Source organism: Amycolatopsis sp. NPDC049159 (genome assembly GCF_040648295.1).
Taxonomy (GTDB): Bacteria; Actinomycetota; Actinomycetes; order Mycobacteriales; family Pseudonocardiaceae; genus Amycolatopsis; species Amycolatopsis pretoriensis_A.
On record NZ_JBEZDL010000012.1, the window covers coordinates 82,663 to 99,939 of the forward strand.

The 17,277-nt window shown below is 72.3% G+C and carries 20 protein-coding genes; 9 read left to right on the forward strand and 11 right to left on the reverse strand.

From position 1 onward, the window contains the following. Positions 1–22: 22 nt before the first annotated feature. Both AB0B33_RS22835 and AB0B33_RS22840 read right to left on the reverse strand, forming a co-directional pair. Positions 23–1,189 carry a glutathionylspermidine synthase family protein gene (locus tag AB0B33_RS22835; protein ID WP_247015924.1) on the reverse strand — a complete coding sequence of 389 codons (1,167 nt, stop codon included), beginning with the start codon at positions 1,187–1,189 and terminating at the stop codon, positions 23–25. After that, positions 1,190–1,741 (reverse strand): hypothetical protein, encoded by a 552-nt coding sequence (locus AB0B33_RS22840; RefSeq protein WP_360775004.1) that lies wholly within the window; start codon positions 1,739–1,741, stop codon positions 1,190–1,192. 154 nt (positions 1,742–1,895) lie between these two features. Between AB0B33_RS22840 and AB0B33_RS22845 the strand changes: the two genes are divergently transcribed. From AB0B33_RS22845 to AB0B33_RS22860, 4 genes are all read left to right on the forward strand, one after another. Then, positions 1,896–2,924 carry a septum formation family protein gene (locus tag AB0B33_RS22845; protein ID WP_360775007.1) on the forward strand — a complete coding sequence of 343 codons (1,029 nt, stop codon included), beginning with the start codon at positions 1,896–1,898 and terminating at the stop codon, positions 2,922–2,924. Continuing rightward, complete coding sequence (locus AB0B33_RS22850; RefSeq protein ID WP_360775010.1) at positions 2,924–3,274, forward strand: metallopeptidase family protein; 351 nt, start codon at positions 2,924–2,926, stop codon at positions 3,272–3,274. The genes AB0B33_RS22845 and AB0B33_RS22850 overlap by 1 nt, the downstream gene beginning before the upstream one ends. Positions 3,275–3,362: 88 nt before the next feature. Further along, complete coding sequence (locus tag AB0B33_RS22855; RefSeq protein ID WP_360775459.1) at positions 3,363–4,598, forward strand: MFS transporter; 1,236 nt, start codon at positions 3,363–3,365, stop codon at positions 4,596–4,598. 45 nt (positions 4,599–4,643) lie between these two features. After that, complete coding sequence (locus AB0B33_RS22860) at positions 4,644–5,123, forward strand: hypothetical protein (RefSeq protein WP_247015932.1); 480 nt, start codon at positions 4,644–4,646, stop codon at positions 5,121–5,123. Here the strand turns inward: AB0B33_RS22860 and AB0B33_RS22865 are convergent. The 3 genes from AB0B33_RS22865 to pheA all read right to left on the reverse strand — a co-directional run bounded on the left by AB0B33_RS22865 (position 5,120) and on the right by pheA (position 7,406). Then, positions 5,120–5,767 (reverse strand): DUF4232 domain-containing protein, encoded by a 648-nt coding sequence (locus AB0B33_RS22865; RefSeq protein WP_360775462.1) that lies wholly within the window; start codon positions 5,765–5,767, stop codon positions 5,120–5,122. The genes AB0B33_RS22860 and AB0B33_RS22865 overlap by 4 nt on opposite strands. A gap of 116 nt (positions 5,768–5,883) precedes the next feature. Next, on the reverse strand, positions 5,884–6,501 hold the full coding sequence (locus AB0B33_RS22870; protein ID WP_360775013.1) for a histidine phosphatase family protein: 618 nt from the start codon (positions 6,499–6,501) through the stop codon (positions 5,884–5,886). Beyond that, positions 6,498–7,406, reverse strand: coding sequence for a prephenate dehydratase (gene pheA / locus AB0B33_RS22875; protein WP_247015936.1), 909 nt, complete (start codon positions 7,404–7,406; stop codon positions 6,498–6,500). The genes AB0B33_RS22870 and pheA overlap by 4 nt, the downstream gene beginning before the upstream one ends. Before the next feature lie 99 nt (positions 7,407–7,505). On the opposite strand from pheA, the gene AB0B33_RS22880 reads away from it, so the two are divergent. The 3 genes from AB0B33_RS22880 to AB0B33_RS22890 all read left to right on the forward strand — a co-directional run bounded on the left by AB0B33_RS22880 (position 7,506) and on the right by AB0B33_RS22890 (position 9,493). Further along, complete coding sequence (locus tag AB0B33_RS22880) at positions 7,506–8,126, forward strand: macro domain-containing protein (RefSeq protein WP_360775015.1); 621 nt, start codon at positions 7,506–7,508, stop codon at positions 8,124–8,126. Positions 8,127–8,241: 115 nt separating this feature from the next. Continuing rightward, on the forward strand, positions 8,242–9,174 hold the full coding sequence (coaA, locus tag AB0B33_RS22885; RefSeq protein ID WP_125306249.1) for a type I pantothenate kinase: 933 nt from the start codon (positions 8,242–8,244) through the stop codon (positions 9,172–9,174). Between the two features lie 166 nt (positions 9,175–9,340). Then, positions 9,341–9,493 carry a hypothetical protein gene (locus AB0B33_RS22890; protein ID WP_191983943.1) on the forward strand — a complete coding sequence of 51 codons (153 nt, stop codon included), beginning with the start codon at positions 9,341–9,343 and terminating at the stop codon, positions 9,491–9,493. Positions 9,494–9,496: 3 nt separating this feature from the next. On the opposite strand, the gene AB0B33_RS22895 is transcribed toward AB0B33_RS22890, so the two are convergent. From AB0B33_RS22895 to AB0B33_RS22905, 3 genes are all read right to left on the reverse strand, one after another. Continuing rightward, positions 9,497–11,005 carry a hypothetical protein gene (locus AB0B33_RS22895; protein ID WP_360775020.1) on the reverse strand — a complete coding sequence of 503 codons (1,509 nt, stop codon included), beginning with the start codon at positions 11,003–11,005 and terminating at the stop codon, positions 9,497–9,499. A gap of 186 nt (positions 11,006–11,191) precedes the next feature. Continuing rightward, entirely contained in the window at positions 11,192–12,514 is a 1,323-nt protein-coding gene (locus AB0B33_RS22900) for a hypothetical protein (RefSeq protein WP_360775022.1), read from the reverse strand. 88 nt (positions 12,515–12,602) lie between these two features. Continuing rightward, positions 12,603–13,523, reverse strand: coding sequence for a nitrate- and nitrite sensing domain-containing protein (locus AB0B33_RS22905; RefSeq protein WP_360775025.1), 921 nt, complete (start codon positions 13,521–13,523; stop codon positions 12,603–12,605). A 133-nt stretch (positions 13,524–13,656) separates the two neighbouring features. Here AB0B33_RS22905 and AB0B33_RS22910 point away from each other — a divergent pair, with 133 nt between their 5' ends. After that, complete coding sequence (locus AB0B33_RS22910; RefSeq protein WP_086857376.1) at positions 13,657–13,974, forward strand: nucleotide pyrophosphohydrolase; 318 nt, start codon at positions 13,657–13,659, stop codon at positions 13,972–13,974. Here AB0B33_RS22910 and AB0B33_RS22915 read toward each other — a convergent pair. The 3 genes from AB0B33_RS22915 to AB0B33_RS22925 are packed head-to-tail and all read right to left on the reverse strand — an operon-like array spanning position 13,971 to position 16,261. Next, positions 13,971–14,273 (reverse strand): DUF3024 domain-containing protein, encoded by a 303-nt coding sequence (locus tag AB0B33_RS22915; protein ID WP_360775029.1) that lies wholly within the window; start codon positions 14,271–14,273, stop codon positions 13,971–13,973. The genes AB0B33_RS22910 and AB0B33_RS22915 overlap by 4 nt on opposite strands. Positions 14,274–14,295: 22 nt before the next feature. Next, positions 14,296–14,847 (reverse strand): AAA family ATPase, encoded by a 552-nt coding sequence (locus tag AB0B33_RS22920; protein WP_360775032.1) that lies wholly within the window; start codon positions 14,845–14,847, stop codon positions 14,296–14,298. A gap of 10 nt (positions 14,848–14,857) precedes the next feature. Next, complete coding sequence (locus tag AB0B33_RS22925; protein WP_360775035.1) at positions 14,858–16,261, reverse strand: 3'-5' exonuclease; 1,404 nt, start codon at positions 16,259–16,261, stop codon at positions 14,858–14,860. Between the two features lie 192 nt (positions 16,262–16,453). On the opposite strand from AB0B33_RS22925, the gene AB0B33_RS22930 reads away from it, so the two are divergent. Then, entirely contained in the window at positions 16,454–17,266 is an 813-nt protein-coding gene (locus tag AB0B33_RS22930; RefSeq protein ID WP_360775037.1) for an excalibur calcium-binding domain-containing protein, read from the forward strand. The last annotated feature ends 11 nt before the right edge of the window (positions 17,267–17,277 follow it).

Here is a 17,277-nt window from a genome sequence, read left to right on the forward strand (position 1 = left end):
GCTGATCAGCGACGGTGTTCTATCACGACTCGACGATGCGATGTGGGACAAATGCCGCACCGTCGTCGGTGACCAGGCCGCCGGTCTCCCGGATGCCGAGGCCGGCGGAGCTGTCGCCGACGATCCACGCGCCCAGCGCCGGCCGGTAGCCGTCGAACTCGGGCAGCGGGTCGAACGCCTGGTAGACGAAGCCTTCGGCGCCGTAGACGCCGTCGGTCTGGGTCTCGTAGCCGGTCGCGACGATCTGCACGTTCGCGCCCTCGCGGCCCAGCTTCGGCTTGCGGACGTACTCGGTGAGCAGACCGGGGTCGTCGGCGAACGCGGGCAGCAGGTTCGGGTGGCCCGGGTAGTTCTCCCACAGGATCGCCAGCAGCGTCTTGTTGGAGAGGATCATCTTCCAGAGCGGCTCGATCCACAGCGTCCGCGGCAGCGACTCGACGGCGTTGCGGCCGAACTCCTCGTCGACCACCCACTCCCACGGGTACAGCTTCAGCACGGTCGCCATCTGCGACTCTTCGAGGTCGACGAACCGCTTGAGCACCGGGTCCCAGCCGATCTCCTCGATCGCCAGCCCCACCGTGTCCAGCCCCGCCTCGGCCGCCGTCTCCTGGAGGTACGCCGTGGTGACGTTGTCCTCGCCGCTCGGATCGGCCGCCGACCAGGTGAAGTGCAGTTCGTTCGACGGCAGCTTGTCCTGCAGGAACGCCCAGCGCTCGACGAGCTTCTCGTGGATCGAGTTCCACTGGTCGTCGTCCGGGAAGACGTCGGTCTTCCAGTGCCACTGCAGCAGCGACGCCTCCAGCAGCGTGGTCGGCGTGTCCGCGTTGTACTCCAGCAGCTTCGCCGGCGACTTGCCGTCGTAGCGCAGGTCGAACCGGCCGTAGACGTGCGGGTCCTGCCGCTTCCACGACTCGGCGATGTGCGGCCAGACCCACTCGGGGATGCCGAACCGCTGGTAGCCCTCGGTCGTCACGACGTTGTCGACGGCCTCGAGGCACATCGAGTGCAGCAGTTCGACGTCGGCTTCGAGCGAGAGCACCTCGTCCATGTCGAAGACGTAGTGCACGGACTCGTCCCAGTACGGCCGCATCCGGCCGCTGCTGTCGCGGGCCGGCGTGCCGTAGACGAGTCCCTGCTCCTCGACGATCCGCTGCCAGTCGCGCCGCGGCTCACGCCGGTCCCGGTACACCTACGATCCCCCGCTCTTGCCGCTGCCGCCGGTGCCCCCGGTGCTGCCGCTCTTCCCGCTGATGCCGAAGCCGCCGCGCTGGACGGACTTGCCGGACTTCGTGTTGACGCTGGTCCGCGACGACGGCGCGTCGTACGAGCCACCGCTCACGCGCTGGCCGATGGTGCCGGTGCCGCCGTAGTTGTAGCGGTAGCTCTGGTAGCCGCCACCGCCGATCGGCAGGAACAGGAAGCCACCGCTGTGGTAGCCGCCGTGGCTGGTGACGTAGTTGTCGTCGCAGTAGTCGTCGTTCTGGACGACGCCGTCCTTGTCGGTGCAGACGGCCGTGACCTCGCCGGCCGGCTTCGCGACCGAGTAGAACGTCGCGACCAGGCCGACGAGCCCGACCGTGACCCCGCTGCCGATGAGGATCTTGCGCCGGGTCGCCGCCTTGGCGTCGGCCTGGCGGGCCAGCTCCTCGTCGCGTTCTTCCTGCGCGAGCGCCTGCTGCCGCGCCCGCTGTTCGGCGACCGACGGCTGCTTGGGCTGCGTGTTCGAGTCCTGGAACCTCATCGAACCGCGCTTCGGCGGCTCGGGGGGCGGCTGGTCCCCAGTGTTGCTGTCCTGCGTCATGTGCGCTCCGTAATCCCGGCCACCACGAAACCGTGACCCACCCTAACCACCCGGATCGCGCACGTCGCGCGCGGCGCGGGCATCATGGACTGCGATGTCTCCCAGCGCCGATCGGTTCCCCACCGCCACGCAGACGCTGCGCACCCGCGTCGTGATGGGCGGGATCTTCGCGGGCGCGCTCATCGCGCTCGCCCTCAGTGTCGTCTTTTCCTGGAGCGACGGCATCACCGGCGGCTCCGGCGGTGGCGCCGGCAAGCTGTCCGCGGCCGCCCAGGAGGCGTTCCACTCGCCCCCAGGCAGCTGCCTGACCTGGGACAACCCGGACGCGAGCGACGCGCGGAAGGTGGCCTGCACCGAACCGCACCTGTTCGAGGTGACCGCGCTGGCGGACATCGGCGCCCAGTTCCCGGAGGGTGCGCCGGTGCCGTCGCTGGAGCAGTGGCAGCAGATCGCGCAGCAGAAGTGCACCGCCGACGTGAAGCCCTACCTCGGCCACAACCTCGATCCTTACGGAAAGCTGACGACGAACCTGCTGCGCCCGACGCCGTCGCAGTGGGACGACGGCGACCGCCAGCTGCGGTGCGGCCTGCAGTGGGCGGGCCCGGGCGGCAAGCTGCTGCCGACGACCGGGCCGGCCAAGACGCAGGACCAGTCGCTGGTCTTCGAGCCCGGCACCTGCCTCGCACTGCAGGGCAAGGGCGTCGGCGACCCGCTCGACTGCGCCAAGCCGCACTCCTACGAGATCATCGCGACCCTCGACCTCAAGACGAAGTTCAAGGACGGCTACCCGAAGCAGGACGACCAGAAGGCCTGGCTCGACACCGAGTGCACCAAGGCCGCGGCGGACTACACCGGCGGCGCCGACCTCGACCAGAAGAAGCTGATCCTGACCTGGGACCTGCGCGAGCAGGAGAGCTGGGACGCGGGGTCGGCCAAGGTCAACTGCAAGGTGGCGGCGCTCCTGCCGGACAAGAGCGGCCTGCAGGCGGTCACCGGCAGCGTCAAGGCCGCGCCGGCCGGTCCCGACGGCGGCCAGCCCCAGGACGGCGGCCCGCCGTCGGACGGGGGCGGCGGCCCGGCCACGTCGAACTCGGCCCCGCCGTCGACGAAGACGAACGGCTGATGCCGGTCGAGATGAGCCGGGAGCGGTTCGAAGAACTGGTCTCGGCGGCGCTGGACGAGGTACCGGCCGAGTTCGCGCGCGCGATGGACAACGTCGTCGTGCTGGTCGAGGAGTTCAACGACGAGGCGCCGGACATCCTCGGGCTCTACCACGGCGTCGCGCTGACCGAGCGGACGTCGTCGTACGGCGGGGTGCTGCCCGACCGGATCTCGATCTACCGGCAGCCGATCCTCTCGATGTGCGAAGACGAGGACGAGGTCGTCGAAGAGGTGCTGATCACCGTCGTGCACGAGCTGGGTCACCACTTCGGCATCGACGACGCCCGGTTGCACGAACTCGGCTGGGGCTGAGCCCGCACTGTAACCCCGATCGGGTGACGACCCCCTTATCCTGTTACCCGAAGTCATTGGGTGACTGCGATACGTGCTGGGGGCCCCGATGGACAACGCGCGAAGACTCCCGTGGCTGCTGACGTCGAGCGCGGCCTCCCACCTGGGGGACGGCATCGGCAAGGTGGCCCTCCCCTTGCTGGCCACGACCCTCACCCACGACCCGGTGCTCATCGCCGGGTTGTCCGCCACCCAGTTCCTGCCGTGGCTGCTGTTCGCCGCCGTCGCCGGCGCGCTGGTCGACCGGATCGACCGGCGGCGCGCGATGGTCGTCGCGAACTCCGTCCGCGCGGCCGCGGTGGGCGTGCTGGCGGTGCTGGTCGCCACCGGCGGGATGACGATCTGGCTGGTCTACCTGACCGCGCTGGTCATCGGGACGGCCGAGACGATCGCCGACAGCGCGGCGAACGCGCTGGTCCCGGCGGTCGTCGGCGACGGCTCGCTCGACGCCGCCAACAGCAAGCTGCAGGCCTGCGAGATCGTCGGCCAGACGTTCCTCGGCGGGCCGATCGGGAGCCTGGCCTTCGCGCTCTTCGCCGCGTTCCCGTTCGTCCTCAACTCCGCGGGGTTCGCGATCGCGGCCGCGGTGCTGCTCGGGCTGACCGGCACCTACCGCGGACGCGGCGAGGCGCGGCCGGCTCGGTTGCGCACCGAGCTGGCCGACGGCCTGCGCTGGCTGCGCGGGCACCCGCTGCTGCTCCGGCTGGTCGTCGTCGCCGGGCTGCTCAGCCTGGTCAGCGAGCTCGCGCAGGCGCAGCTGGTGCTCTACGCGCTCGACGACCTCCACCTGTCCGATGCGGCCTTCGGGCTCTTCGCGTTCGTCGGCGGCATCGGCGGGCTCGCCGGCGCGGGCGTCGCGCCGCGGCTGGTGCGCGCGGCGGGCCGGCGCGCGGTCGTCGTCGGCGGGATCCTCGGCTGCGGCCTCGGCTTCGGCGGGATGGGCCTGGTGCGCTCGCCGGTCACGGGTGCGGTGCTGTTCGGCCTGTTCGCGGCCTCCGTGGTCGCGGTGAACGTCGTGCTCGCGACCGCCCGGCACACGCTCGTGCCGGGCGAGCTGCTCGGCCGGGTGCTCGGCGTCTGGCGCACGGTGGTCTGGGGCGCGATCCCGATCGGCGCCCTGCTCGGCGGGGTGCTGACCGGCGCGCTCGGCTCGGCCGCGCGGACGTTCGCCGCGTCCGGGGTGGCCATGCTGGTGATCGCCGCGTTCGCCTTCGGGGCGCTGCGGCGGTTCCCGCTCGGTGACGAATCGGACTCAGCCGCGGCGCTGATGCACCAGGATCCGTGATTGTGAGCTGAAATAGCTCCTCACCCAGGTGGTGAGGAGGCGACCATGCGCACCGTGGACCCGGGCACCGGCACCGACGCCGTTCCCGACTTCGAGGAGTCCCCGGCCGAGACCGGCGAGCCCGCCGCACCGCAGCCGTCACGCCGGCTGCTGGTGCTCTGCGCGGTCGCCGGGTTCGTGCTCGGCGGCAGCGTGCTCGGGCTGCTCTGGGGGCTGTCGGGGGTGCACGCCGGCGCGCTCGACGACGCCGTCGCGGCGTGCCAGGCGCTCGACCGGGTGGGCGAGCTACCCGACACGAGCCGGGACGCGCAGCCGTCGCTGACGCCCGGCCTCAGCGCGGAACGGCTGCAGCGGATGACGGCCGCCCGCGCCCTGTCCGCGGCCGCCGCCCAGGTCAACGCCAACTACCAGCCGCTCGCCGACCACATCGACGGCGTCAGCCGGATGGTGCTGAGCCTGCACTTCAACGACATCTCCGGGCAGCGGCACCTGACCGAGGCCAAGGAGATCTGCGGCCGCATTTAGGCCGGGTGAACCGTCTTCACCGCGAGCTGGTTGCCGGGGATCTTCGTGCTGGCGCAGCCGGTGCCCTCGGACGGCAGGAAGTTCGACGCGGTCTCCTGCGGCAGGTAGATCCGCAGGCCCTTCACCGCGGTCGGCTGGCACGTGTTCGAGTCGAAGTTCTGCACGTTCACGAACTGGAGGTCGGCGGCCGCGGTCTGGCCCGGGTTCAGCTTGACGGCGTTGCCCTTGCTGCCTTCGCGGAAGGCGTCCTTGCCGACCTGGTGCCCGTCCGCGCCCGCGACGTAGGACACGCCGGGGAAGCCCTGGATGAGGCACGGCTTCGAACTCGAGTTGGTGATCAGCAGCGGCCGGTACGTCGAGCCGGCACCGGCGTCGCCCTGGCCGAGCGCGAGCTTGACGTCGCCGGCCTTGCAGAGCCCGTTGTCCGCGGGCTGGGCGGGCGGCGACGAGGCCGGCGTCGAGCTGCTGGGGCTGGACGTGGCCGTGGTGACGGTGGTGGAGCTCGGCGACGCCGAGGTCGACGGCGTCGAGCTGCTGGCCGCGGGCGTGGCCCCGCCGCCCCCGCAGGCGGAAAGCGCGAAAACGCCTGCCGAAGCCGCGACCACCGGGAACAACCGTGAAAGCTTCGTCCGAACCATGTCAATCGCCTCCCTGATGTCTTGCTACTGGGTAGACGTACGGATCTCCGGCAGGTTGGTTCGCACCGTTAATTCCCCACCAAACGTTTCTCAAACGTGACGAGATCACACTTTCGTGACGTTCAGATCGGGGTGTCGACCCAGGTCAGGCAGTGCCACACCCCGTCCGGCCGGGCCGTCAGCTCGACGAGACCGGTGTTCGGGATCAGCGCCGCGTTGGCGACGTCGGCGTGGACGTTCGGCGCCAGCCACTCGCCGGCCAGCCGGATCGCGCCGCCGTGGCTGACCAGCGCGACCACGCCGTCCGGGTCGGCCTGCTCGTGCTTGGCCCGCAGCGCGCCGACCGCGTCGAGCATCCGGCTGCGCACGCTGGTGCCGCTCTCGCCGCCGGGCAGCGACGGCTCCAGCTCGCCGAGCGTCCAGCGCCGGACCGTGTCCATGTAGACCCGGATCGACTCGTGGTCGGTCGCGCCCTCCAGATCGCCCGCGACGACCTCGTGCACGCCGTCGACGACCTGCACGTCCATGGCGAACCGCGCGGCCAGCGGCGCCGCGGTCTGCTGGGCGCGGGTCGCCTGCGAGGCGTAGACCGCGACCAGCGGTTCGCCCGCGAGCCGCACCGCGAGCTGCTCGGCCTGCCGCCGGCCGAGGTCGGTCAGCGGCGGCCCGGGCAGGGCCGTGTCGAGCGCGCCGCGGACGTTCCCGTCGGTCTGCCCGTGGCGGATGAGCAGCAGCCTCACGCGAGCTCCCCCTTGCGGACCGCTTCGGCCCACACCGCTGCTTCGACGAAGTCGTCGTTGCCGGCGCCGGGCTCGATCGTGGTGCGGGTGCCGTCCGCACGCGGGTGCGAGCCGAGGAACCGCAGGTTGCGGCAGTGCCGGCGCAGCGCGGTCAGCGCGTCGAGGATGCGCGGCTCGGCCACGTGCCCCTCGAAGTCGATGAAGAAGCGGTACTCGCCGAAGTTGTTGCGCGTCGGCCGCGCGTCGAGCCGGGTCAGGTTGATCCCCCGGTCGGCCAGCGCGGTGAGCAGCTCGGCGAGCGTGCCGGTGCGGTTGACGGCCGCGGCGACCACCGACGTCCGGTCCGCGCCCGTCGGCTCCGGCAGCTCGCCCGGCGGGCGGACCAGCAGGAACCGCGTCGCCGCGTCGGTCACGTCGGCGACCTCGGTGGCCAGCACGTCGAGGTCGTAGTGCTCGACCGCGACCGGCGCGCAGACCGCCGCGTCGAACTCGCCCTCCAGCACGCCGACGGCGGCGGCGGACGTCGACGACGACGCCACCGGGTGCGCGCCCGGGAGGTTCGCTTCGAGCCACTCGCGGACCTGGGCCAGCGCGTGCGGGTGGCTGGCGACGGTCCGGATCTCGCCGCCCCCGCGCCGGGTCAGCACGCTGAAGTGGATCGGCAGGATGGCCTCGGCGACGGCGACCAGCGGCGTCGCCTCGCTGAACGCGTCGAGCGTCGTCGGCACCACGCCTTCGACCGAGTTCTCGATCGGCACGCAGGCGGCGTCCGCCCCGCCCTCGCGGACGGTCGTCATCGCCTGCCGCACGGTCTCGACCGGAATCAGTTCGTCGCCGGGGGCGAGCGCCCGCGCGGCCTGTTCGGTGAAGGTCCCCCGGGGGCCGAAGTATGCGATCCGTGACACAGCGCCCAGGTTACGGGGGTGCCGCGTGGCGACTTTCACTCGGACAGCCGGTACGTGAACCGGTTACGCCGGGTGGCGTTTTTTGCGATGCTGGGGACTGTGACCGCCGACTCGGGCACGCACACCGGCCGCGGGGACGCACGTCCCCCGGTCTCCCCTCGGACCCCCGAGCTGGTGCTGTGCGCCGTCGATGAACCACTCGCCACCGCCTGGACCGCCGCCGTGGGAAAACTGGCCGGCCGGGTCCGGGTGCACCGCGGGTCGGTCCTCGACGTCGTCGCGCAGGCCGTGGTCAGCCCGGCCAACTCCTACGGCTGGATGCGCGGCGGCATCGACGCGGTCTACGCGCGGGCGTTCCCCGACGTCGAGCAGAGCGTTCGCAGCGCTGTGCTGGCGTTCCACGGCGGCGAGCTGCCGATCGGCGAGGCCGTGATCGTCCCGACCGGCGAGCCCGAGCCGGCCTGGCTGATCAGCGCACCGACCATGCGCGAGCCCGGCGAGCTGCTGCCCGCCGACACCGTCCACCCCTACCTCGCCGCCCGCGCGGTGTTCCTCCAGTGGCGTGACGGGCAGCTCGACCACGGGCCGGTGCGCGAGCACGTCGACACCATCGCGATGCCGGGACTGGGCACCGGCGTCGGCGGCGTCGACCCGGCGACGTGCGCCCGTCAGGTCGCGGCCGCGTGGGACGAGGTCTTCGGGAACCGTTACCCGCGGTAACCCCTGAAAATCAGGGGGTGGACTACATCACAGCGCGTTCACCCGTCGCAAGCCCTACCGTTAATCACGCAGGTAGAACGTGCGCCAGTGCAGGCGACGGCCGGAGGAGTGTGCGATGACCCGGGTCCGCGAACTCAGCCCGTATGTCGAGCTGCACCGGGAACAATGGAAAGAACTGCGGAGTTCGACTCCGCTGCCGCTGACCGCGGCCGAGCTGCTGCGGCTGCGCGGCCTCGGCGAGCAGGTCGACCTGGCCGAGGTGGCCGACGTCTACCTGCCGCTGTCCCGCCTGATCAACCTGCAGGTCGCCGCGCGCCAGCGGCTCTACGAAGCGACGACGACGTTCCTCGGTGACGACTCCCGCGGCACGAAGGTCCCGTTCGTGATCGGCATCGCGGGCAGCGTGGCGGTCGGCAAGTCGACCACCGCCCGCATCCTGCGCACGCTGCTCGCCCGCTGGCCGGACCACCCCCGCGTCGACCTGGTCACCACCGACGGCTTCCTGTACCCGCGCGCCGAGCTGATGCGGCGCGGGATCATGCACCGCAAGGGCTTCCCGGAGAGCTACGACCGGCGCGCGCTGCTGCGGTTCGTCACCGACGTCAAGTCGGGCGCCGAGCGCGTCGCCGCGCCGGTGTACTCGCACCTGGCCTACGACATCCTGCCCGGCCAGGAGCAGGTCGTGCAGCAGCCGGACATCCTCATCCTCGAGGGCCTGAACGTGCTGCAGCCGGGCCCGCGGCTGATGGTGTCGGACCTCTTCGACTTCTCGATCTACGTCGACGCGCACACCGACGACATCCAGCGCTGGTACATCGAGCGGTTCCTGGAGCTGCGGCACACGGCGTTCGCGGACCCGGCGTCGCACTTCCACCACTTCGCCGGCCTGCCGGACGACGAGGCCCGCGCCGAGGCGAAGCACCTGTGGCGCTCGATCAACGAGCCGAACCTGATGGAGAACATCAAGCCGACCCGGCCCCGGGCGACGCTCGTGCTGCGCAAGGACTGCGATCACGCGATCAACCGCGTCCGGCTCCGCAAGCTCTGATCCGTCACCCACACGCGCACCATTCCCACGCTGAGCCCCCGAACACCGGCCGATCGGCCGAGGGGAGGCAGCGAGGCCTAACCGGTTGGCCGATACCGGACGCCCGTTCGGAAAGCGACCCTGAAGGAGTCAGGAAAACGGCTCTGAGCTGGGGAGGAGGCCCACGATGTTCTCGATGGTCCTCACGTGGGTCGGCGCGTTGCTCGGTCTGGTCTTGCTGATCGCGATGGCCGCCGGGACGTTCGTCGTCGACTTCGACGACCGGCTGCAGGAGCGCCGCAGCAAGAAGCCCGCCGAACCGGCGGGCCCCCTGCCGTAGCCGTCAGAGTTCGCCGAGCGCCTCGACGTAGGCGTCCGCGTCGTACTCGAGGCTTTCGCCTTCCACCAAGCTGCCTTCCAGCGCGTCGATCAGCTGCTCGAAGATCTCGTCGCGGTCGAGCTCGCCCTCGTTCAGGCGCTCCACGGTCTGCCAGACGTCGGCGGGCTCGTTGTCCCACAGCTGGTCGACGATGGTCGCGCGCAGGATCAGGCGCTGTTCTTCCTCGTCCTCGTCGGCCTCGGCGATGACGAGCGCCCGGCGCTGCTCGGCGTCGGTCGGGTCGAGGTCGACCTCTTCGTCGTCGATCTCCGTGGTCAGCGACGGCACGGCGAACATCCGGCGCTCCAGCGCGTCGGCCAGTTCGCTCGGCGACAGGTCGCCGACGCCGTCGAAGTAGCGCTCCAGCGGGGAGTCGTCCTCGTCGGCGTACTCGCTGAGGTAGTCGGCGACGGCTTCGTCGAGGGCGGCGATGGCAGTCTCGGTCAGGCCGGCCCGCTCCCCCGTCCACTGCACCCAGGCCAGCACGACCGGCTCGACGGCTTCCTCGTGGTCGGCGTCGAGCTCGTACTCCTCGCCCAGCAGGCCCTCGAGGAACCGCGCCACCTTCTCCGGGCCGACGCGCAGCGGGTTCGCCGGGTCGGTGCGCAGCCCGTGCTCCAGCAGCAGGCGGCCGATCGCGCGGGCGGCGTCGGCGTCCTCACCGCTCGCCGCGACGAACTGCTCGACGACCGCGGCCCGCTCGGCTTCGGACCACTCGGCCACCTCGGGCACGAGCGCGGGCTCCGGCAGCGCGCGGCACCAGGTGAGCGTGACCGCGTGGAAGCGCGCGTAGTCCTCGCTGACGTCGGCGTCCTCGAGGTGGTCGGTCGCGGCGAGACCGTCCGCGATCAGGCGGTGCGCCTCGGCGGGCTCGACGGCTTCGAAGACGACCAGCTCCGGATCGGCTTCGGCCTGCTCCCGCATTTCGCCGAGGACGTCGGCGGGCTGGTCGATGACGACGAGGTCCCGCACCCGGCCGCCCTCGGTGAAGTCGAGGAGCGCGAGCAGGCCGTACGCCTGGTCGCCGTGGGAGAAGACGCAGAGCAGGGACGACTCGTCGCCGTAGACGTCACCGGTGCGCCAGCACTCGCCGGCGCGCACCCGGCCCAGGTCACCGGCCCACGTCGGCGCGGGGATGCCGCGGCCGAGCACGACCTGCAGCCCGGCGTCGGCGGCCTTGCGCTCGACGTCGGTTTCGGCGACGACCTTCAGCGCGGCCAGCAGCGCGGCCGCACCGGGGGTGATCTTGCGCTGCGCGAAGGCGATCAGCTCCAGGCCGAGCGGCTCTTCGCCGTCTTCGACGGGCACGTCGTGGAACTGGCCGAGCACCTCGGAGGCGAGCAGCTCGACGTCGACCGGCGCGGGCTCGGCACCCAGCGCCGAGAAGTCGTTCAGGACGTCCTTGAACAGGCCGGTCACGCTGTGGGTGACGGGCTGCGGCTGCCTCTTGCGGGCACGACTAACCGGGCTCATAGGCCCATGTTTTCACCTACCGGCGAGCCGGTCGCGGTGGCCCTGGCGCGGGTCCCGGTCGCGTGCCCGGCGGGGAGGCGCCGGGCGGGGCGACGGGACAGGGCCACCGCGACGGCGCTGGCCAGGACGTCTCCGCCATGGCGGGCTCGCGGTGCCCCGGTGCACGTGCACACCGGTTCACTGCGGTCAACGAGGTGCGCGCGGGGAAGTTACGGCTTTGGGCAGCGCAATCCGCGCGGTGCGGATTTCCGTGATCAGCCGGGACTTCCGGCGGTGGGTTTCCACCAGCGCGGCCAGGTAGGCCGTGAATTCTTCCGGCGTTTCGGCGCGTTTGTGCAAGCCGCGCAACAGCTTCAGCCGGCGGGCGGCTTCCTGGTACGCCTGCGGGTCCTTGCGCTCGATGAGCTCATCGACGTGCTCGCGGAAGACCGGGATCGTCTCGGCCGGGTGCCCGGCCGCGCGCAGCTCGGCCAGTTCGAGCTTCAGCTCCGGCGACGCCCCGAACCGGACGCAGGCGCGCCAGGCTTCGTCGGGACGGCCGTCGTCGAGCAGGACGCGGACGAGTTCGTCGGCCCCGCCTTCGGCGGCGCGTTCGCGCAGGGTCGCCAGCGCGTCCCGGCGCTGCGCCGTCCACTTGCCCGCGGCCTGCGCGGCTTCGCGCAGTGCGGCGAACGTCTCGCGGTCCGGCCGGGCGTCGAAGTCCTTGCGGCGGCGGGAAGTCTCGTCCTCGGGTTCCGGCGGCGCCGGCGGCTGCTTGTCGTGGGTGAGCGCGCGGGCGGCGTGCGCGATGGCCTCGCTGTGCCGTCCCGCGGCCCGCAGCACCCGGACGATCTTGAGGCTGACGTCGACGCGCGGTGGCTTGGCCGACAGGATCGCGACCAGCTCGTCGACGTCGCCGCGCACCTCGGCCAGCTGTTCCCGCAGCCGTTCGGCCACGTCCCGGCGGTGGCCCGGGACGTTCGCCGCGAGCACGTCGTCCACCACGGACTTGATCAGCTTGAGTCCGCGTTCGCCCAGCGCGGTCGCGAAATCGGCGAGGTCGATGACCGGCCACCCCGGGCCGTCGAACTCCACCTCGACGATCCAGCCGGCCAGCTTCTCCGGGTCCGGCGGGCGGGCGGCGCACGCGCGGGCGTACAGCTCGACGGCCCGGTCCAGCCGCTCGCCGAGGTCGCCGGGGTGGTCGCCGGCCTGCTCCAGCACCTCGCTGATGTCGTCGACCGTGCGCCGGGCCAGCGGCGCCAGGTCGGCGCGGCTGCCGGCGTCGAGCATCCGCTGCAGCGTGTCCAGCACCGCGCCGACCTTCGCGGTGTACTCGACGTTCCCGTCGGTCACGGCGGTGTCGAGCAAGCGGTGCGCCTCGCTGACGTCACCGGATTGGGTTGCCGCGCGCAGTTCGAGCGAGTGCCGCAACTCAGGGTCACGCTCGGCTTGGGCGTGCAGCAGGTCCGCCAGTGTCTCCGCGTCCAAAGTGCGCAGGTAGGGGCGAAGATCCGAGGGGGGACTCACGCGCACCAGTCTGCCCGAGCCCGGCAAGGCGGCGTGTGGGCCAACCGCGTGCTCTTTTCGGAGTAACGAGTGACTCTCGGTGAGGCGCTCACTGGCGGCGCAAGTCGTCGAGCACGGCTTTCAGCGGCCACGGCTCGGGCACGCGCGGCCGTCGTGACCGTGCGTGGCGGGGACGCGGGATGGGCGAGCAGACGGTCGGGACCATGATCGGGACGACCGGCACCGGCACCCGCGCCACGAGCCGCCGCACCACGACCAGCAGGAGCACCGCGCCCAGCAGCAGCGCGGTCCCCGCGGCGAGCGCGCCGGCGAGCGTGCGGCGGCCGTCGTCGAGGGTGAGCTGCACGGCGTACTGGCTCTGCTGGGTGTAGAGCCGGCCGAGCTGCTCGGAGACGGTGAAGGCGGCGCTGCGCCACGTGGATTCGGCCACGGGCAGCGGTTCGGCGGCGGTGAACGCATCCTCGGCGGCGGCCAGCCGGCTCCAGTCGGCGCTGCGCGTGAGCGACTCGTAAGCGATCCGGCCGCTGTCGGTCAGCTGCGGCGCGACCCGCGTCAGCCCGGCCCGGTAGGCGGCGACGGCGGAGGCGTACGGCCGCCGCGTGACGCCGTCGAGTCCCGCCAGCGCAAGGGAATCCGAGCGATCCATGCCTTCGGCGACGGACAGCAGCTCGACGGCGGTCGTCTGCTGGTAGGCCGATTCGGCGTCCGGCGCGCGGCGGACGTAGTCGCGCAGCCCGGCGATGGCGGTTTCGATGCGCTGGGTGTAGCTCGCGTACGCGGCCGTCCGCAGCTCCGGCGCGGCCATCGCCGCGCTCCGCTGCGCCTGCAACGCGACGACGGCCCGAGCCGTCCGGTCCGCGGCGTTCGCCGTCTCGACCGCGAGGTCGCGCGTGCGAACCGCTTGGTGGAGCAGGAAAGCGGTGATGACGATCGCCACGGCGACGAGGGCACCACCGGGGAGGAGCGCGATGCCCAGCATCCGGCCGCGGACGGACCGCAGGTACTTCAAGACGTTCCTTTCCCAGCCTTGGGCCCCGCAAGCATCCCGACGAAGTGCAACCTATTGAGTGAGAGATTCACCGGTCAACGCCAATCCGCCATACGGCCGTTAGCGCACCGTGACGGCCGGGCACAATCGCCGCGTGACCTTCGACGACGTGACCCAGCGGCTGCGCGGCTTCGCGGCGGCCCGCGCCTGGGAGCCCTTCCACACGCCCAAAAACCTCGTGATGGCGCTCTCCGGCGAGGTCGGCGAACTGACCTCGCTGTTCCAGTGGCTGACGCCGGAGGAGTCCGACGCGTGGCGTGAAGACGCCGAGCTGGAGGCGAAGGTGCTCGACGAGATCGCCGACGTCACGCTGTACCTGCTGCAGCTGGCGGACCGCCTCGGCGTCGACCTGCCGGCCGCGGCGCACGCGAAGATCGACCGCAACGAGGTCCGCTTCCCGCCGCCCGCCTAGTCCCGCTCGCAGCGCCGTTCGATCTCGGCCAGCAACGGCGGCGGCGTGCTCGCGACGGGCGCGTCCGGGTGCGCCAGCCACCGCCCGTTCTCCTCGGCCCAGAACACCGACCAGATCCCGAAGTCGTCGACGCGCAGCTGCGCGATCTTCTGCTCGCTCCCGCCCCGCAGCTCGACGATGGTGACGGCCCGCCCCCGCGTGCGGCACTCGACCCGCACCTGGTCCCGCAGGTGCTCGGGCACGCGTCGGGCACACCAGCGCTCGATCTGCCGCAGCGCGAATTCCGGGATGCCCGCCATGCCGACAGTGAACCGGACCGCGTCACCGCCCGCTCAGCTGGGCGACGACGGCGTCGTAGGTTTCCTCGGGCGCCCGCCCGCCGGTCTCGACGACGACGCACCCGGGCCGCTGCGGGAGGTAGGCGGTGAGCTGGTCGTGGATCCGCTCGACCATGGCGGTGCCGCCGCGCGCGTTCAGGACGCCGTCGACCCCTTCGGTTTCGGCGTCCCCCTTTGCGGCCCGCTCGGCGAACCGCCGGGTGGCGACGGGCTTGCCGGCGGTGAGCAGGATTTCCCGGTACTCGGCCCCGCAGTCCGCGGCGACCCGCTCGAAGGCCTCGATGTCGGCGACCCGGGTGGCGAGCTGCGGCATGACGACGTCGTGCCCGCTCTTCAGGTGCGTCTCGGCCATGGCCCGGGTGAGCAGCTGCGCGGCCCGGAAGGTCTCGAAGAAGGTCTCCCGCCACCCCCCGATCAGGCAGACGACCCGATCGGTGTCGAGGTTCAGCACTCCGGGGTGCCGCTCGGCGTAGGCCCGCGCGATCGTGGACTTCCCGATCCCGGACGGCCCGTTCAAGTGGATCAGCTTCGGCACTTCCCCGACGTTAGCGCGGCGCGGGCTCGGCCAGCCACCAGCCGCCGAGCAGGGCGCCGACCGCGAAGAAGGCGAAGAAGATCCCGGCGACCAGCGGTGTCCCCGCGAACATGCCGACGACGGTGAAGAACATCAGCAGCAGCCCGGCACCCATCAGGACCCGCCCGCCGACAACCTTCGGCAGCCGGGCCCTCGCCGGAACCGGCGCGGGCGCGGGCGCCGGTGGCGCGGGCGGTGGTTCGAAGCCGAGCGCGACCGGTGCCGAGTGGACGTCGAGCACGTCCGCACCGAGCTCGGCGGCGCGCGCCAGGCGCGGCTCGTTCGCGGGCACGCTCGGGTCGGCCACCAGGTGCGTCACGCTCGCGGTGAGCTTCTTGGCCAGCTGCACGCCCTCCGCCAGCACGCGGGCGCGCAGCCGGTCGGCCGCCGCGGTGGTGCCGAGGACGAGCACCCGGGCCGGTCTGCCGTCCGCCGTCGGCCGCAGGTCACCGGCGTCCGCGACGCCGAGAGCGGTCGCCACCTGCCGCAGCTCACGGGCTTCCGCGGCGGTCACCACGCCGTCCCGTTCCGCCATTTCGCGCAGGGCGACCACGAACCGCTCGTGCGTCGAGCGCACGCGCTCGGCCGGCCAGCCGGCTTCGGCCGCCAGCCCGGCCAGCGCCGCCACCTCGTCCGGCGCCAGGTGCCGGTCGGCGACGACGCCGGCGAGCAGGTCCAGGTACGCGTCGCCGTCCGCGCCGATCGCCACCCGCTCGACGGCCTCGGCCATCCACCCCGGTTCGCCGGCCGGGACGTCGGCGCGCGGGCGCAGCGGGCCGGCCGCGAACTGCGGCAGCGCGGGGAGAACGGGTGGCGAGGCGAACGTGAAGCCGTGGCGGCCGAAGAGGCTGACGGCGAGCTGCGCGACGGTGCGCGCGCCGGACAACGCCGTCCGGCCGGGCCGGGCCGCGATCCCGAAGGCGGGCGCCACGGTGGCGAGCCGGTGGTTGGGCAGCCCAACGGCGGTCCGCGCGGCGGCCAGCGTGTCCACACCGGGCAGCACCGGCACGCGGGCGCCGATCCGGGCGGCCTCCGAGTCCAGGAAGGACGCGACGAACGGCAGGTCGTGCGCGACGACGACGCTGCCGCGGCACAGGTTCAGCAGCGAGCCCAGCGCCGCGCCGAACGCGGGTGCGCCGTCGAGGTCGGCGCGCGTGATGCCGTGCAGGGCGACCGGGCCGGGCGGCACGCCGGGTCCGGGGTCGACCAGGGTCGACAGTTCGCCCGCGACCGTGCCGTCGGGGCGGACCCGCACGGCGGCCAGCTCGACGACGTGCCCCGGCCGCAGCCCGGTCGTGCGGATGTCCAGCGCGGTGAAGTCGGTGCCCCGCGCGGGATGGCCGCCGGCACCGAGCAGCGAGAGGGATTCGATCACGCCCCGCTGGTCGTTTTCCCGGCGGGCGTTGTGACAGCTTTTCGGCGTGGATCGGTGGTTCGTGACGGGATCGTGACGGCAACATTCCGTCCGATAACGACTGGTGGTCGATCACGGGAACGCGCGTAACAACGGCGGGAGATTTCGCGAGTACACCGTCGGCACACCGCGTCGGAGAACAGGGAATCCCGGATGAAACGCATTCCGAACTGGCTGAAGATCGTCTTGGCCGCCTTCGGCGTCCTGTTCGTGCTCGGCGCCGTCTTCGGCGAGGCGCCCGCACCGAAACCGGTCGCCGCGGCGGCGCCGGCGTCGGCCACACCCCCGCCGACCAGCACGACTCCGTCGCCGACGCCGACCCCGGTCGCGGTGACCCACACCGTCGGCACGGTGACCGACGGCGCCACCGTCGTCGTGAACGGCAGCGACGGCACCACGAAAACGGTGCACGTGCTCGGCGTCGTCGCCCCGCTCGCCGGCACCGGGTGCTACGCGACGGAATCGCTGGGCTGGGCCGCCACGACGCTTTCCGGCAAAGTCGTGACGCTCGGCGCGGAAACGGCGCAAGGCATCGCGGTGACGCTGGCCGACGGCCGCGATTACGCGGCGCTCGCGATCCAGCTGGGTTATCTGAAGTACGCGGCGAACGCGACCCTGCCGGCGCTCGCGGCCGCCGAAACCGCGGCGAAGCAGGCCACGACCGGGTTGTGGGGCCCGCCGTGCAACGGCACCATCGACGCCCCCGCGCCCGCGCCGGCCCCGCTGCCCACCACCGCGGCCCCGCCGGTCGCCCCGCCCGCGCCCGCGACCAAGGCGGCCCCGAAGCCGCCGCCGGTCGTCCGGACGACCGAGGAAGCTCCGCCGGCCCCGGAACCCGACCACAGCGCCTACTACGCGAACTGCTCCGCCGCGAAGGCCGCCGGCGCCGCCCCGCTCTACCGCGGGGAACCGGGTTACCGGTCCGCACTCGACCGCGACGGCGACGGCGTGGCCTGCGAACGGTGATCTAACCTGGT